Source organism: Castellaniella sp. WN, assembly GCF_054457555.1.
This window is the reverse complement of sequence record NZ_JBTKZC010000001.1, coordinates 2,918,830-2,933,268: the sequence shown is the minus strand read 5'-3', so window position 1 is coordinate 2,933,268 and position 14,439 is coordinate 2,918,830. Positions and strand designations below refer to the sequence as shown.

14 protein-coding genes are annotated in these 14,439 nt (G+C 68.9%); 3 read left to right on the top strand and 11 right to left on the bottom strand.

All coding sequences use genetic code 11. The annotated features are described in order from the left end of the window. Positions 1-27: 27 nt before the first annotated feature. From ACTPOE_RS13785 to gcl, 11 genes are all read right to left on the bottom strand, one after another. A complete protein-coding gene (locus tag ACTPOE_RS13785; protein ID WP_458872689.1) occupies positions 28-990 on the bottom strand; it encodes a DMT family transporter in 963 nt (320 codons plus the stop codon). Between the two features lie 113 nt (positions 991-1,103). Next, positions 1,104-1,898 carry an anti-sigma factor family protein gene (locus tag ACTPOE_RS13780; RefSeq protein ID WP_458872688.1) on the bottom strand — a complete coding sequence of 265 codons (795 nt, stop codon included), beginning with the start codon at positions 1,896-1,898 and terminating at the stop codon, positions 1,104-1,106. 13 nt (positions 1,899-1,911) lie between these two features. Continuing rightward, a complete protein-coding gene (locus ACTPOE_RS13775) occupies positions 1,912-2,439 on the bottom strand; it encodes an RNA polymerase sigma factor (RefSeq protein WP_458872687.1) in 528 nt (175 codons plus the stop codon). Positions 2,440-2,451: 12 nt separating this feature from the next. Further along, complete coding sequence (locus ACTPOE_RS13770; RefSeq protein ID WP_458872686.1) at positions 2,452-2,841, bottom strand: COG4315 family predicted lipoprotein; 390 nt, start codon at positions 2,839-2,841, stop codon at positions 2,452-2,454. Between the two features lie 165 nt (positions 2,842-3,006). Beyond that, on the bottom strand, positions 3,007-5,181 hold the full coding sequence (locus ACTPOE_RS13765; RefSeq protein WP_458872685.1) for a malate synthase G: 2,175 nt from the start codon (positions 5,179-5,181) through the stop codon (positions 3,007-3,009). A gap of 175 nt (positions 5,182-5,356) precedes the next feature. After that, positions 5,357-6,772 carry a pyruvate kinase gene (gene pyk / locus ACTPOE_RS13760; RefSeq protein WP_458872684.1) on the bottom strand — a complete coding sequence of 472 codons (1,416 nt, stop codon included), beginning with the start codon at positions 6,770-6,772 and terminating at the stop codon, positions 5,357-5,359. Next, complete coding sequence (locus ACTPOE_RS13755) at positions 6,769-7,200, bottom strand: GlcG/HbpS family heme-binding protein (RefSeq protein ID WP_458872683.1); 432 nt, start codon at positions 7,198-7,200, stop codon at positions 6,769-6,771. The genes pyk and ACTPOE_RS13755 overlap by 4 nt, the downstream gene beginning before the upstream one ends. Positions 7,201-7,229: 29 nt before the next feature. Next, the gene (locus tag ACTPOE_RS13750) at positions 7,230-8,492 is read right to left on the bottom strand and encodes a glycerate kinase type-2 family protein (protein ID WP_458872682.1); all 1,263 of its coding nucleotides are present in this window, start codon (positions 8,490-8,492) and stop codon (positions 7,230-7,232) included. Positions 8,493-8,620: 128 nt separating this feature from the next. Further along, positions 8,621-9,505, bottom strand: a complete 885-nt coding sequence (gene glxR, locus ACTPOE_RS13745) for a 2-hydroxy-3-oxopropionate reductase (protein ID WP_458872681.1) — start codon at positions 9,503-9,505, stop codon at positions 8,621-8,623. 45 nt (positions 9,506-9,550) lie between these two features. Continuing rightward, positions 9,551-10,327 carry a hydroxypyruvate isomerase gene (gene hyi, locus ACTPOE_RS13740; protein ID WP_458872680.1) on the bottom strand — a complete coding sequence of 259 codons (777 nt, stop codon included), beginning with the start codon at positions 10,325-10,327 and terminating at the stop codon, positions 9,551-9,553. Between the two features lie 63 nt (positions 10,328-10,390). Next, positions 10,391-12,172, bottom strand: coding sequence for a glyoxylate carboligase (gene gcl, locus ACTPOE_RS13735; RefSeq protein WP_458872679.1), 1,782 nt, complete (start codon positions 12,170-12,172; stop codon positions 10,391-10,393). A 222-nt stretch (positions 12,173-12,394) separates the two neighbouring features. Between gcl and ACTPOE_RS13730 the strand changes: the two genes are divergently transcribed. From ACTPOE_RS13730 to ACTPOE_RS13720, 3 genes are read left to right on the top strand one after another with little or no spacing between them, the layout of a single operon-like run. Then, positions 12,395-13,312, top strand: a complete 918-nt coding sequence (locus tag ACTPOE_RS13730) for a LysR family transcriptional regulator (protein ID WP_458872678.1) — start codon at positions 12,395-12,397, stop codon at positions 13,310-13,312. Beyond that, a complete protein-coding gene (locus tag ACTPOE_RS13725; RefSeq protein WP_458872677.1) occupies positions 13,309-14,280 on the top strand; it encodes a DMT family transporter in 972 nt (323 codons plus the stop codon). Before ACTPOE_RS13730 ends, ACTPOE_RS13725 begins: the two co-directional genes overlap by 4 nt. 5 nt (positions 14,281-14,285) lie before the next feature. Continuing rightward, entirely contained in the window at positions 14,286-14,417 is a 132-nt protein-coding gene (locus tag ACTPOE_RS13720; RefSeq protein WP_458872676.1) for a hypothetical protein, read from the top strand. Positions 14,418-14,439 lie beyond the last annotated feature (22 nt).

Below are 14,439 nucleotides of genomic sequence, written 5' to 3'. Positions count from 1 at the left end.
GTTGTCCTTGAAAACCCGCGTCACGTGTCAGCGGGGGGTGGGCGGGATTGTAGGAGATGCTGCACCGTTCGTCGCCGGCGTCGGGGATCGCCGCCACTCGATGGCGCCGATCACGATGCCGCTGCCGCAGATCACCGCGATGCCGAGCCAGGTGAGAGCGTCGGGGAAATCGCCCCAGACCAGCCATCCCAGGATCGAGGCCGCGACGATCTGCAGATAGAGGAAGGGGGCGAGCAGGGAGGCGGGTGTCAGGCGGTAAGCCTGGATCTGCAGGACGTGACCCAGGGCGCCCCAGAGGCCGGTGCTGGCCATCACCAGCCATTCCAGGAGGCCGAACTCGCGCAGGGCGGGCCAGGCCGCCGGCACGATGAAGGGCAGCGCCGCGGTCAGGCAGATCGTGCCGACGCCGCCGCTCCAGATCAGGGTGGTCATGGGGCTGTCGATGGCGACCAGACGGGTGCATACGTACTGGATCGAGAACAGCAGGGCGGTCAGCAGGCCGAAGGACACGCCGACCGGATCCAGGCCGCCGCCCGGTCGGATGATGATCAGGATGCCGGCGAAGCCGGCCAGGGCGGCCACCCAGCGCGACAACCGGGCGGGCTCGCGCAGGATCCACGGCGCGCAGGCCAGCACGATCAGGGGCGCCAGAAAGTTGATGGAGGTCGCCTCGGCCTGCGGCATGTATTGCAGCGCGGTGAAGAAAGAGAAGGTGGCGATGAGCATCACCGAGCCGCGCAGGAGTTGGGCATAGGGGCGCTTGGGGCGCAGCGCCGCACGCAGCGCCGAGGACGGGATCAGGGCCGTGACCAGGATCAGATGGACGGTGAACCGCACCCAGCATAGAAAAGCCAGGGGCAGGCCGGCCGCCATGATCCATTTGCCGCTGGTGTCCAGTGTCGACAGGGACCAGGAGGCCAGGATCACCAGGACGATGCCGGCGAAGGGCGACGTGCCCGACACGCGGCGGACGAAGCGGGGTGGACGCATGCTGTACGGTGAAGGCCCGGCGGGTTCGGGGGGCTGGCCAGCCCCAGGCATGCAGCATATCAGGATTCCACGGGCCGGGACGTTGGCCGTGCCGCCGTGCGGCGGCTCCGCGTTCAATCCAGCTGGTGGTAGATGGCCTCGGCCAGCACGTGCAGCCGCTCGCGCGGCAGGGCGGCGCTGACCGCATAGCCCCGGTGCCCGTCGATCCAGTAGAAGCCTTGGGCCGACTCATCGCCGGTCCACTGGAAGGCCACGGGTGCCGCGGCGGCCATGTCTTCCCGCGACAGCACCGAGACGTACAGCGTCACGCGCGCACCAGCCGAATCCTGGTACATGAACTGCGCACGCGCCTGACCGGCTTCGCCCGGCAGCAGGCGGCCGCCGACCAGGTGGAAACCCTGGGCATCGAGCACCGGCACCTTGAGCCGCACCCCCAGCCGCTTGGACAGCCATTGCACCAGGTGCGCCTGCTGCCGCGCCGCCACTTCCACGGGGTGGCGCTGTTCCGGCACGTAGACCGCGTGGGCGGCGGCAGCCTCGCGCACGAAGACCGGCAGTTGCGCCGGGGCGCCTGACTGCGGCGGCAAGGCGCCCGGTTCCCGGCCGCCCAGGCCGTAGCCCAGGCCCAACCCCAGGCTGAGCATCACCCCGGCCGCCAGCGCATGCGGCCAGCGCCATTGCAGCGGCGGCCGGCGCAGTGCGTGGCGCAGCCGCGGCGGCACCGGCTCGTCCAGCACCTGGGCCTGCAGGGCACGCAGGCTGGCGCATTGCGCCTGCAAGGCGGCCACACGGGCCGCCTCGTCGGGATGTTCCGACAGCCATTGCGCCACCTCCGCGGCGCGTTCGGGCGCAAGCTCTCCATCCATCCAGGCATGGAGTGTGGTTTCGTCGGGGCGGTTCATGGACATCGATCGCGTTCCTTCATTTGACGGCCTTCAATGTCACCGGGGAAGGCGCTTCCCCTTCCATCAGGCGCCGCAACTGCTCGCGCGCCCGCGCCAGGCGGGACATCACCGTGCCGATGGGAATGCCGAGCATCCGTGCCGTCTCGGCGTAGCTGTATTGTTCCATCGCCACCAGCAGCAGCACCTCGCGCGCTTGCGGCGCCAGCAGCGCCAGCGCGCGTTCCAGGTCGAGCCGCAGCCCCAGGTCCGAGGTGGGATCGTGCCCGGGCTCCAGGGTCTCGTCCCAGCCGACCGTGCGCTGCCGCGCCGCCTGCTGACACTGGTTGGCGAAGAGATTGTGCATCAGGGTGAACAGCCAGCCGCGCAGCGCCGCCTGGACCTGGTCCGCCGGCACGGCGGCGGGCGGTCGCCACAGCGCCCATTTCTGGCAGGCCCGCTCCAGCGTATCCTGCACCAGGTCGTCCGCGCGGGCGGTATCGCCCACCAGGGCCCGCGCGTAGCGGCGCAGACGCGGGATGTGGACGATGGCGGCGTCGATGTCCACGCGGGGCCGTGCTCAGGGCCTGGCTGCGTGCCAGGCATTGTTGAGGAAGCCGTCGCCCGTCTTGTCGCCGGGCTTGGCGTCCTTGCTCCAGTAGTAGAGCGGACGGCCCTTGTAGGCCCATTGCTTGCCGCCGTCGTCGCGGGTGACCACGCTCCAGTCACCGGTGGCGGTGGCCCCGCTGGCCGCCAGCAACGGCGGCCAGTTGGCGGCGCAGCCGCCGTTGCACACGCTCTTGCCGGAACCCGCGGTGTCTTTGTCGAAGACATAGAGCGTCATCTGGCTGGGGCCGACCAGCGTGCCATGCATGGCGGTGGCCGGGGATTGCGCCTGGGCCGTGGGCGCCATGGCGCTGGCGGCCAGCAGCACCGGACCGAGGATGCAAAAGGAAGCGGGACGAGTCATGGCAGTTCTCCTTGCGTGGGGTTGACCTGCGGTAAACAGTCCTGCCAGGCGTTTTATTCCATTGGGCACCGTATTGAAATCATCTTGGGACGGCCCGTTGCTGAAAAAACCGCCGGGACCGTGGCCGGTCCGGCGGTTTTTTCAGCAACGGGGACGTCGGGGCGATCAGGCCCTGGCGGCCAGTTCCGCCTTCTTCACCTGGCGCCAGTGGTGCAGCAGCGGCTCGGTGTAGCCGTTGGGCTGCTCCAGGCCCTTGAAGATCAGGTCGCTGGCGGCCTTGAAGGCGCAGGATGTGTCGAAATGGCCGTCCATCGGCTCGTAGGCGGGGTCGCCGGCATTCTGCTTGTCCACTACGGCGGCCATGCGGCGCAGGGTTTCCTCGACCTGCTCGCGGGTGGCAATGCCGTGCAGCAGCCAGTTGGCGATGTGCTGGCTGGAAATCCGCAGCGTGGCGCGGTCTTCCATCAGGCCTACGTCATGGATGTCGGGGACTTTCGAGCAGCCCACGCCCTGGTCGATCCAGCGCACCACGTAGCCCAGGATGCCTTGGCAGTTGTTGTCCAGCTCCTGCTGGATCTGCTTGGGCGTCCAGGTGGGCGCGGCGGTGACCGGCACGGTCAGGATGCGGTCGGTGTAGTCCTCGTGGTGGTTTTCCAGGGATTTCTGGACTTCGACCACGTCGACCTGATGGTAGTGCAGGGCGTGCAGGGTGGCGGCGGTGGGGGACGGCACCCAGGCGGTGTTGCCGCCGGCCTTGAGCTGGCCGACCTTCTGCTCCAGCATCGCGGCCATCAGGTCGGGCATGGCCCACATGCCCTTGCCGATCTGAGCGTGGCCGCGCAGGCCGCATTCCAGGCCGCTCTGCACGTTGTTCGGCTCGTAGGCCTGGATCCAGGTCTGGGACTTCATGTCGTGCTTGCGCACCATGACGCCGGCGCGCATGGAGGTGTGCAGTTCGTCGCCCGTGCGGTCCAGGAAGCCGGTGTTGATGAACGCCACGCGTTCCCTGGCGGCGGCGATGCAGGCCTTGAGGTTGACGCTGGTGCGGCGTTCTTCGTCCATGATGCCCATCTTGATCGTGTTGGGCGCCAGACCCAGCAGTTGCTCGACGCGGCCGAAGATTTCGCTGGCGAAGGCGACTTCGTCGGGGCCGTGCATCTTGGGCTTGACGATGTAGATCGAGCCGGTGCGGGAGTTCTTGCGCGCCTTCAGGTCGTGGATGGCGATCAGCGAGGTGCAGGCGGCGTCCAGGATGCCCTCGGGCACTTCGTTGCCGTCGCGGTCCAGGATGGCCGGATTGGTCATCAGATGGCCGACGTTGCGCACGAACATCAGCGAACGGCCGTGCAGGCGGGCGGCGGAGCCGTCGCGGGCGGTGTATTCGCGGTCCGGGTTCAGGCGGCGGGTGATGGTCTTGCCGCCCTTGACCAGGTCCTCGGCCAGGTCGCCCTTCATCAGGCCCAGCCAGTTGCGGTAGGCGATGACCTTGTCGTCCGCGTCCACGGCGGCGACGGAGTCCTCGCAGTCCATGATGGTGGTCAGCGCCGCTTCGACGACCACGTCCTTGATGTGGGCGGCGTCGGTCTTGCCGATGGGATGGTCGGCGTCGAACTGGATCTCGATGTGCAGGCCGTGGTGGCGCAGGACCAGGGCCTGGGGGGCGGCGGCGTCGCCGCGGTGGCCCAGGAAGGCGCCGGCGTCGGCCAGGCCGGTGGCCGTCCCGTCCAGCAGCGTGACGCGCAGGCCGCCCTGGACGACGGCGTAGGCCGTGGCGTCGCTGTGCGAGCCGCTGGCCAGGGGGAAGCTCTCGTCCAGGAAGCGGCGGGCGAAGGCGATGACGCGCGCGCCGCGCACCGGGTTGTAGCCACCGGCGCGCGTGGCGCCGTCGGTCTCGGGGATCGCGTCGGTGCCGTACAGGGCGTCGTACAGGCTGCCCCAGCGGGCGTTGGCGGCGTTCAGGGCGTAGCGGGCGTTCATCACCGGCACGACCAGTTGCGGGCCGGCCTGGGCGGTGATCTCGGTGTCGACGTTCGCCGTGGCGACGGCGACTTGCGCGGGGGCGGCCTTCAGGTAGCCGATGTCCTTCAGGAAGGCGCGGTAGGCGGCCGGGTCGGCGATGGGGCCCGGATGCTTGGTGCACCAGTCATCCAGGGCGGCCTGGAGGCGGTCGCGTTCGGCCAGCAGGGCGCGGTTCCGGGGAGCGAGATCATGAATGATCGCCGACAGTCCTTCCCAGAAGGCGGCCGGCTGTACGCCCGTGCCCGGCAGGGCTTCCTGTTCGAGGAAGCGGTGCAGCGAGGCGGCGATCTGGAGTCCATGGCTGGAAATGCGATCGGTCATGATGGTCCTTGGGTGAGCTGGAAGTCGATCCTGGATTATAGGCAGTCTTCTATAAGAGTTAAAGGGTGCCCGCGCATCCGCCGCGCGGCCGCGTATCCGCGCAAGTGTCTGTCGCACAAAAGAAAACGCCCGCTTCCTCGGAAGCGGGCGGGCTATATGCCGGGTCGGATAGTGCTTATACCTGCGCGATGTGCAGCAGGTTGGTGCTGCCGCTGCGTCCGAATGGCAGGCCGGCGATCACGATCAGTGTGTCGCCCGCCTCGGCCAGCCCGGCCTGGCGGGCGGCGGCGGCGGCCCGGTCGATCATTTCGGTCGATTCCCGCAGTTGCTCGGGAAAGAGGACCGGGCGCACGCCCCACGCCAGGGCCAGGCGTCGGGCCGTTTCCGGCTGCGGGGTCAGGGCCAGGATCGGCGTGGAGGGGCGTTCGCGGCTGGCGCGCAGGGCACTGAAGCCCGAGGCCGTGTAGGCCACGGTCGCGGCTGGCTCCAGCAGGCCCGCGACGCGGCGCAGGGCGCAGCAGATGGCGTCGGGGATGTTGGCCGCGGCCGGGCTGTGGGTGGCGTCCAGGTTGGCGCGCCAGGAAGGGTCGGCCTCCACTTCGTGGATGATGTGCTCCATGATGGCGACCGCCTCGACCGGGTACTGGCCCGAGGCCGATTCGGCCGACAGCATGACGGCGTCGGCGCCGCTGTAGACGGCGGTGGCCACGTCGGAAGCCTCCGCGCGAGTGGGCACGGGCGCGGTGATCATGGATTCCAGCATCTGCGTGGCGACGACCACCGGCTTGCCGGCGGCGCGCGCCCGGCGCACGATGCGCTGCTGCAGCACCGGTACGCGCTGCGGGGGCAGTTCCACGCCCAGATCGCCGCGAGCCACCATGATGCCGTCGGCCTGTGCGACGATGGCGTCCAGATGCTCGATGGCGGCGGGCTTTTCGAGCTTGGCCATGATCCAGGCGCGGTTGCCGATCAGGTCGCGCGCCTCGACGATGTCCTCCGGGCGTTGCACGAAGGACAGGGCGACCCAGTCCACGCCCAGCGACAGGCCGAATTCCAGGTCGGCGCGGTCCTTGGACGTCAGCGGGGAGATCGGCAGGATGACGCCGGGCACGTTGACGCCTTTGCGGTCGGACAGCGGGCCGCCCACCAGTACAGTGGTCGCGGCGAAGTCCGGGCCATGACGGTCCACGCGCAAGCGCAGCTTGCCATCGTCCAGCAGCAGGTCGGTGCCGTCCTCCAGGGCGGCGAAGATTTCCGGGTGCGGCAGGTTGGCGCGCGCGGCATCGCCTTCGGCGGGGTCCAGGTCCAGGCGGAAGGCCTGGCCCGCCGTCAGGACGGTCTTGCCCCCGGCGATCCGGCCCACGCGCAGTTTCGGCCCCTGCAGGTCCATCAGGATGCCGATGGGACGGCCCAGTTCCTGTTCGACCTGCCGGATGAGGCGGTGGCGTTCGGCGTGGTCCTCGTGCGTGCCGTGGCTGAAGTTCAGGCGGAACACGTTGGCGCCGGCCTGGGCCAGGGCGCGGATCTGTTCGAGGCTGGAACTGGCCGGCCCCAGGGTGGCCAGGATGCGGGCGCGACGGTCGGTTTTCATGAGCGGGCTCCCGCGTAGAGGTGGTCGGCGCCGTCCAGGGCGGCGACGCCGGCCCGGGCCACCTGGGCGTCCTGCCCGGCCCGCACGCCGGATACGCCGACCGCGCCGATGACGCTGCCGTCGAAATAGATGGGCTCACCGCCTTCCAGGGGCACGACCGGCATGGACAGGGCGGCGATGCGGCCCTGGTTGACCATGTCTTCGTAGACTTTGCTGGGCTTGCCGCTGAGGACGCAGGCGCGGGCTTTTTCCGGCGCGATCTGGGCGCTCATGAGGGGGGCGCCGTCCATGCGCTGCAGCCACAGGGCGTGGCCGCCGGCGTCGCAGATGGCGATGCTGACGTTCCAGCCGCTGCGGCGGGCCTCGGCTTCGGCGGAGGCCGCCATACGGCGCGCGTCTTCCTGTGTCAGGACTCGGAGGGTCTTCATGATGTGTCTCCTGGGGTGCGCCGCCCGGATCAGAGAACCAGGATGGCGCGGAAATCGTTGACGTTGGTCAGGGTGGGGCCGGTGATCAGGGAATCGCCCAGGCGTTCGAAAAAGCCGTGGCCGTCGTTGTCGTCCAGATGCGCGCGCGGCGGCATGCCGGCCGCCCAGGCGCGCGCCAGGGTGTCGGGGCCGATCAGGGCGCCGGCGATCTCTTCCTGGCCGTCGACGCCGTCGGTGTCGCCGGCCAGGGCGTGGACGCCTTCGGCGCCGTCCAGGGCGATGGCCAGGGACAGCAGGCATTCCACGTTGCGTCCGCCGCGGCCCCGGCCGCGCACGGTGACGGTGGTCTCGCCGCCGGACAGCAGCACGCAGGGCGCGGGGGCCGGCTGGCCGTGCGCGCGCACCTGCAGGGCGATGCCGCCCAGGACCTTGCCGACGTCGCGGGCCTCGCCCTCGATGCGGTCGCCCAGCAGCAGCGGCGCGACGCCGGCCTCGCGGGCCACCGAGGCGGCGGCCTCCAGGGCCATCTGCGGGGTGGCGATCAGGTGGGTCTCGACGCGGGCCAGCCGGGGGTCGCCGGGCTTGAGGGTCTCGCCTTCGCCGGATTCCAGCAGCCGGCGAGCGCCCGCCGGCAGGTCGATGCCGTAGCGGCGCACGATGTCCAGCGCGTCGGCGCAGGTACTCGGGTCGGCCGCGGTGGGGCCGGAAGCGATATCGCGGGGCTGGTCGCCGGGGACGTCGGAGATCAGCAGGTTGACCACGCGCGCGGGCGCGCAGGCCGCCGCGAGCCGGCCGCCCTTGATGCCCGACAGGTGGCGGCGCACGCAGTTCATTTCGGAAATCGTCGCGCCGGACTTCAGCAGGGCGCGGTTGATGGCCTGCTTGTCGGCCAGCGTCACCCCGGGGCCGGGCACGGGCAGCAGGGACGAGCCGCCGCCCGAAATCAGGCAGATCACCAGATCGTCGGCCGTCAGGCCGGACACCTGCTCGAACAGCCGCCGGGCGGCGGTTTCGCCGGCCTCGTCGGGCACGGGGTGGGCGGCCTCGACGATCTCGATGCGCTCGCAGGGCACGGCGTAGCCGTAGCGGGTGACCACCAGCCCCTCGATGGGACCGGCCCAGTGCCGTTCGAAGGCCTGCGCCATGGCGGCCGAGGCCTTGCCGGCGCCGATGACGATCGTGCGCCCCTTGGACCGTTGCGGCAGGAAGGCGGGGATGCAGTGTTCAGGCTGGGCGGCGCGCACGGCCGCCTGGAACATGCGGGTGAGGAGCTCGCGGGGCGAGAGGTTCATGGTGCGTCCATCCCGGAGGTGAGGGGCGGTGGGTCAGCGAAGTCGCAAGCCGCGACGGCCGGGAGGCCGCCGTGGTTTGCGCCCTGTCCGGCGGGGGCGCCGGACAGGATGCGGGGAGCGGCTTAAGCTTACTGGCCGATTTCGTGATTGGCCATGATTTCCAGCGCGCGCACCATGCCGGAGTGGTCCCAGCCGGCGCCGCCGTGGGCCACGCAGGCGTTGAACAGTTCCTGGGCCACGGCCGTGCTGGGCAGGGACAGCCCCAGCTGGCGGGCGGTGGTCAGGGCCAGGTTCAGGTCCTTCTGGTGCAGGTTGATGCGGAAGCCCGGGTCGAAGGTGCGCTTGACCATGCGCTCGCCGTGCACTTCCAGGATGCGCGAGCTGGCGAAGCCGCCCATCAGCGCCTGGCGGACCTTGGCCGGGTCGGCGCCGGCCTTGGAGGCCAGCACCAGGGCCTCGCCCACGGCCTCGATGGTCAGGGCGACGATGATCTGGTTGGCGACCTTGGTGGTCTGGCCGTCGCCGTTGCCGCCGACCAGGGTGATGTTCTTGCCCATCAGTTCGAAGATCGGCTTGCACTGGTCGAAGGCGGCCTGGCTGCCGCCGATCATGATGGTCAGGCTGGCGGCCTTGGCGCCGACTTCGCCGCCGGACACCGGGGCGTCCAGGTATTCGCAGCCCAGCGCGTTGATCTTCCTGGCGAATTCCTTGGTGGCGACGGGCGAGATCGAGCTCATGTCGATGACGATCTTGCCCTTGGACAGGCCGGCGGCCACGCCGTTTTCGCCGAACAGCACGGCCTCGACGTCGGGGGTGTCGGGCACCATGACGATGACGATGTCGGAGGCCTTGGCGACTTCGGTGGCGCTGGCGAGCGCCTTGGCGCCCGCGTCCAGCAGGCTCTGCGGCGTCTTGCCGTGGGTGAAGGTGGCCAGGGTGTGGCCGCCCTGGATGAGGTTGGCGGCCATGGGGGTGCCCATGATGCCCAGTCCGATGAAACCGATGTTGGCCATGCGAGTTCTCCTTGTGGATTCGGGTTTGAGTGCCGGGATGAGGGATCAGGCCAGCGCCTGGATCCAGCCCAGGCCGTCCTCGGTGCGGGCGGCCGGCTTGTATTCGCAGCCGATCCAGCCGCCGTAGCCGGTGGCGTCGATGTGGCGGAACAGCCAGCGGTAGTTGATCTCGCCGGTGCCGGGCTCGTTGCGTCCGGGATTGTCGGCGAGCTGGATGTGGCCGATGGAGTCCAGGTGCTTGCTGATCGTGTTGCCCAGTTCGCCTTCCATGCGCTGCGCGTGGTAGATGTCGTACTGCACGCGCAGGTTGTCGGAGCCGACTTCGGCGATGATGGCCAGCGCCTGGTCGGTACGCGACAGGAAGAAGCCCGGGATGTCGAAGGTGTTGATGGGTTCGATCACCAGGCGGATGCCGGCCTTCTTCAGTTCGGAGGCCGCGTAGCGCAGGTTCTCGACAAAGGTCTTGTGCGCCGTGGCCTGATCCACGCCCGCGGGAACCTTGCCGGCCAGGCAGTTGACCTGCGGGCAGTCCAGTGCCCGGGCGTATTCGATGGCGCGGGCGACGCCCCGTCTGAATTCCTCGACGCGGTCGGGGTGGCAGGCGATGCCGCGCTCGCCGGCGTCCCAGTCGCCGGCCGGCAGGTTGTGCAGCACCTGGACCAGTCCGTTGTCCTTCAGGCGCTTGGCCAGTTCCTGCTTGTCGTAGGTGTAGGGGAACAGATATTCCACGCCCTTGAAGCCGGCTTTTGCGGCGGCCTGGAAGCGGTCCAGGAAGTCGATCTCGGTGAACAGCATTGACAGATTGGCGGCGAATTTAGGCATGTCGTGTGACTCCTGTTGATTCGGCTGGGCCGTCGCAGGGGCGTGCGGCGGCCGGGATCCTGCTCAGTCCAGCAGGGTGATGGCGGTCGGGGCGTCCTCGCCGCGTTCGGCCAGTTCCTCGAATTCGTTGATCGCGTCGATGTCGTTGCCCATGGAGATATTGGTGACGCGCTCCAGGATGAACTCGACCACGACGGGCACGCGGAATTCCTTGATCCAGGCGCGGGCCTGGGCGATCGAGGGCTGGATGTCCTCGACCTTCTTCACGCGGATGGCCTTGCAGCCCAGGCCTTCCGCGACCTTGACGTGGTCCACGCCGTAGCCGTCGGTTTCCGGCGCGTTGATGTTGTCGAAGGCCAGTTGCACGCAATAGTCCATGTCGAAGCCGCGCTGCGACTGGCGGATCAGTCCCAGGTAGGCATTATTGACCACAATGTGGATGTAGGGCAGCTTGAACTGCGCGCCCACGGCCAGCTCCTCGATCATGAACTGGAAGTCGTAGTCGCCGGACAGGGCCACGATTTCGTCGCCGGTGTCGGCGGCCACCACGCCCAGCGTGGCGGGCACGGTCCAGCCCAGGGGGCCGGCCTGGCCGGCGTTGATCCAGTGGCGCGGGCCGTAGACGTGCAGCATCTGGGCGGCGGCGATCTGCGACAGGCCGATGGTGGTGACGTAGCGCACGTCGCGGCCGAAGGCCTTGTTCATTTCCTCGTACACGCGCTGCGGCTTGAGCGGCGACTGGTCGAAGTGGGTCTTGCGCTGCATGGACTTCTCGCCCCTGCGCGCACGGCATTCGCCGGCCCAGGCACCGCGGTCGCGCAGCTGGCCGGCGGCCTTCAGGCGCCTGGCCTCCTCGATCATCAGGCGCAGGGCCGCGCCGGCGTCCGAGGCGATACCGTAGTCGGGGCCGAAGACCTTGCCGATCTGGGTCGGATCGACGTCGATGTGCACGAAGGCGCGGCCCTTGGTGTAGACCGGAGTCGAGCCCGTGTGGCGGTTGGCCCAGCGGTTGCCGATGCCCATGACGAAGTCCGAGGCCAGCAGGCTGGCGTTGCCGTAGCGGTGCGAGGTCTGCAGGCCGACCATGCCGGCCATCAGCGGGTGGTCGTCGGGGATCACGCCCCAGCCCATCAGGGTGGGGATGACGGGCACGCCGGTCAGTTCGGCGAATTCCCGCAGCAGGTCTTCGGCCTGGGCGCTGAAGATGCCGCCGCCGGCGACCAGCAGCGGGCGCTCGGCCGCGTTGAGCATGGCCACGGCCTTGGCGGCCTGGGCCGGGGTGGCGGCGGGCTTGTAGACCGGCAGAGGCCCGTAGGTATCGATGTCGAACTCGATCTCGGCCATCTGCACGTCGAAGGGCAGGTCCACCAGCACCGGCCCGGGGCGGCCGGAGCGCATGACGTGGAAGGCCTGCTGCAGGATGCGCGGCACCAGTTCCGGTTCGCGCGCCATCACGGCCCACTTGGTGACCGGCTTGGCGATGGTCTCGATGTCCACGGCCTGGAAGCTTTCCTTGTGCAGTTGCGAGCGCGGCGCCTGACCAGTGATGCACAGGATGGGGATGGAGTCGCCGGAGGCCGAATACAGGCCGGTGATCATGTCCGTGCCGGCGGGGCCGGAGGTGCCCAGGCAGACGCCGATGTTGCCGGGGTTGGCGCGGGTGTAGCCTTCGGCCATGTGCGAGGCGCCTTCCACGTGGCGGGCCAGCACGTGCCTGAAGCCGCCGTTCTTGCGCAGGGCGGAATACAGCGGGTTGATGGCGGCGCCGGGCACGCCGAACAGCGTGGTGATGCCTTCTTTCTGCAGGACCGCGGCGGCGGCGTCGACTGCTCTCATTCTGGCCATGATTTCTCCTGGATCGATCGGATGGTCATTCGTTGACGGGACCAGAATAAGGAAATCGCCCTGGCGCAGGAATCCCATTCTCTCTCTGTTCTGTAGATACTATTTGTATGTATTGCGTCAGGTCCGGGGTAGAATTTCCTCTGCCCGGGATATGCCTGCAGGATCAGGGTTTTTCTTGTACAGCAGTGCTTTTCGGGTCTTTCCAGTCTGCGGGGGACCGTCTTGAGCCGCTATACCGAGGTGCGCAGTTTTGTATTGATTGCCGAGCAGGGCAGCTTCGCCGCCGCGGCCCTGGTCGAGGGCGTGACCCCGGTCATCATGGGACGCCGCCTGACGGCGCTGGAAAAGCGCCTGGGGGTCCAGCTGATGCACCGGTCCACGCGCGGCCTGGTGCTGACGGACCTGGGTGAACGCTACCTGGAGCACTGCCAGCAGCTGATCCAGGATTTCGACGCCGCCGACGCCAGCATCATGTCCCGGGGCCGGTCTCTCGCCGGCCACCTGGTGGTGTCGGCGCCGGCCTCGTTCGGCCGCCTGCACGTGGCGCCGCACGCGCTGGCGTTTCGCGAGCGCTATCCGGATCTGGCGCTGTCTTTCAATTTCACCGACAGCGTGGTGGACCTGGTGCGCGAAGGGTACGATATGGCGATCCGCATCGGCGAGGTCACCGACCCGAACTATGTGGCGGTGCGTCTGTATCCGAACCGCCGCGTGGTCTGCGGCACGCCCGCCTATTTCGAGTCGCACGGCGTGCCGCGCGTGCCCGAGGACCTGGCGCGGCACAACTGCCTGGCCTTCAACCTGCAGGGCGGGCAGCATCGCGGCTGGACCTTCGTGCGCGACGGCAAGCCGTTTGCGGTCCGCGTGCGTGGGGATCTGGCCTGCAACGACGGCGAGCTGTTGTACCGCTGGGTGCGCCAAGGGTTGGGCATCGGCTGGCGGTCCACCTGGGAGATCCAGCGCGAACTGAAGCGCGGCGAACTGGTGACGGTGCTCGACGAGTTCGCCCTGCCCGCCTACGACATCCAGGCCGTCTATCCGCAGCAGCGCTACCTGCCCGCCAAGGTGCGCTATTTCATCGATGATCTGAGAAGCCATTATCATGAGCCCGGTTACTGGGAAGGACAGAGAACGCCTTGAACACGAATGACCAAACGCCCGCCGCCGGAAACCGGCGGACCGCGGCCGGCCCGGGCATGCCGCCCGCCGATGCGGCGCGGCAGGCGGCGGCCCGCCGCAACGAACGGCTGGCGCTGCTGGCCCTGGCCGGCATGGCCCTGGGTTGGGGCTACAACTGGGTGGTGATGAAATCGGTGCTGACCTACGTGGGGCCCTTCGACTTCTCCGCCCTGCGCACTTTGTTCGGCGCCCTGCTGTTGCTGGCCGTGCTGGCGATCTTGCGCCGGCCGGTGCGAATCCGGGCCTGGAAGCGCGTCGTGGTGCTGGGGGTGCTGCAGACCGGGGCGTTTTCCGCCCTGATCCAGGTTGCGCTGCTGCATGGCGGCGCCGGCAAGACGTCCATCCTGGTCTACACCATGCCTTTCTGGGTGATTCCCATGGCCTGGGTGGCCTTTGGCGAGCGCATTCGCGGCCTGCAGTGGCTGGCCCTGGCGCTGGCAGCCGCCGGTCTGATCCTGATTCTGGAGCCCTGGACGCTGCACGCCGATTTCGCGAGCGAATTGCTGGCGGTGGCCGCCGGCCTGTGCTGGGCGCTGGCGACCATCGTGGCCAAGTGGATCAAGCGCGATCATCCCATGGACGCTCTGCCGCTGACCGCCTGGCAGATGCTGTTCGGCGCCCTGGCCCTGTGCGCGGTCGCCTGGGCCGTGCCCGAGAGGCCCATCGATCCGGCACCGTATTTTTACGGCGCGCTGGTCTACAACGCCGTCATCGCCACGGCACTGGCCTGGTTCCTGTGGCTGTTCGCCCTGCAGCACCTGTCGGCCGGCGTCGCCGGCATGTCGGCCCTGGGCGTGCCGGTGGTGGGTGTGCTGGCCGGCTGGCTGCAGCTGGGCGAGCAGCCGGGCGCTCTGGAACTGTCGGGGATGATCCTGATCGGAGTGGCGCTGGTGGTGATCAGCCTGCGATCGGTGGGCGGGCGGAAGTAGCTGCGATGCTGTCGGACCAGAGCCTGTCGCGCGTGCGCGACCTGAAGTTCAAGCAGCTGCTGGAACGCATCCGCCCCATGCTGGGTGATGCGCGCGCCTTGAGCGAGTGGGGTGGAGGCGCACGCGATCTACGATGACGAGCTGATGATCGTGGCGCGC

Coding starts and splice junctions, on each gene's coding strand:
- glxR (WP_458872681.1), bottom strand. CDS start 9,505: ATGGCCAACATCGGTTTCATCGGACTGGGCATCATGGGCACCCCCATG.
- ACTPOE_RS13720 (WP_458872676.1), top strand. CDS start 14,286: ATGCTGTCGGACCAGAGCCTGTCGCGCGTGCGCGACCTGAAGTTCAAG.
- ACTPOE_RS13770 (WP_458872686.1), bottom strand. CDS start 2,841: ATGACTCGTCCCGCTTCCTTTTGCATCCTCGGTCCGGTGCTGCTGGCC.
- gcl (WP_458872679.1), bottom strand. CDS start 12,172: ATGGCCAGAATGAGAGCAGTCGACGCCGCCGCCGCGGTCCTGCAGAAA.
- ACTPOE_RS13755 (WP_458872683.1), bottom strand. CDS start 7,200: ATGAAGACCCTCCGAGTCCTGACACAGGAAGACGCGCGCCGTATGGCG.
- ACTPOE_RS13785 (WP_458872689.1), bottom strand. CDS start 990: ATGCGTCCACCCCGCTTCGTCCGCCGCGTGTCGGGCACGTCGCCCTTC.
- ACTPOE_RS13780 (WP_458872688.1), bottom strand. CDS start 1,898: ATGTCCATGAACCGCCCCGACGAAACCACACTCCATGCCTGGATGGAT.
- pyk (WP_458872684.1), bottom strand. CDS start 6,772: ATGAAAACCGACCGTCGCGCCCGCATCCTGGCCACCCTGGGGCCGGCC.
- ACTPOE_RS13765 (WP_458872685.1), bottom strand. CDS start 5,181: ATGACCGATCGCATTTCCAGCCATGGACTCCAGATCGCCGCCTCGCTG.
- hyi (WP_458872680.1), bottom strand. CDS start 10,327: ATGCCTAAATTCGCCGCCAATCTGTCAATGCTGTTCACCGAGATCGAC.
- ACTPOE_RS13750 (WP_458872682.1), bottom strand. CDS start 8,492: ATGAACCTCTCGCCCCGCGAGCTCCTCACCCGCATGTTCCAGGCGGCC.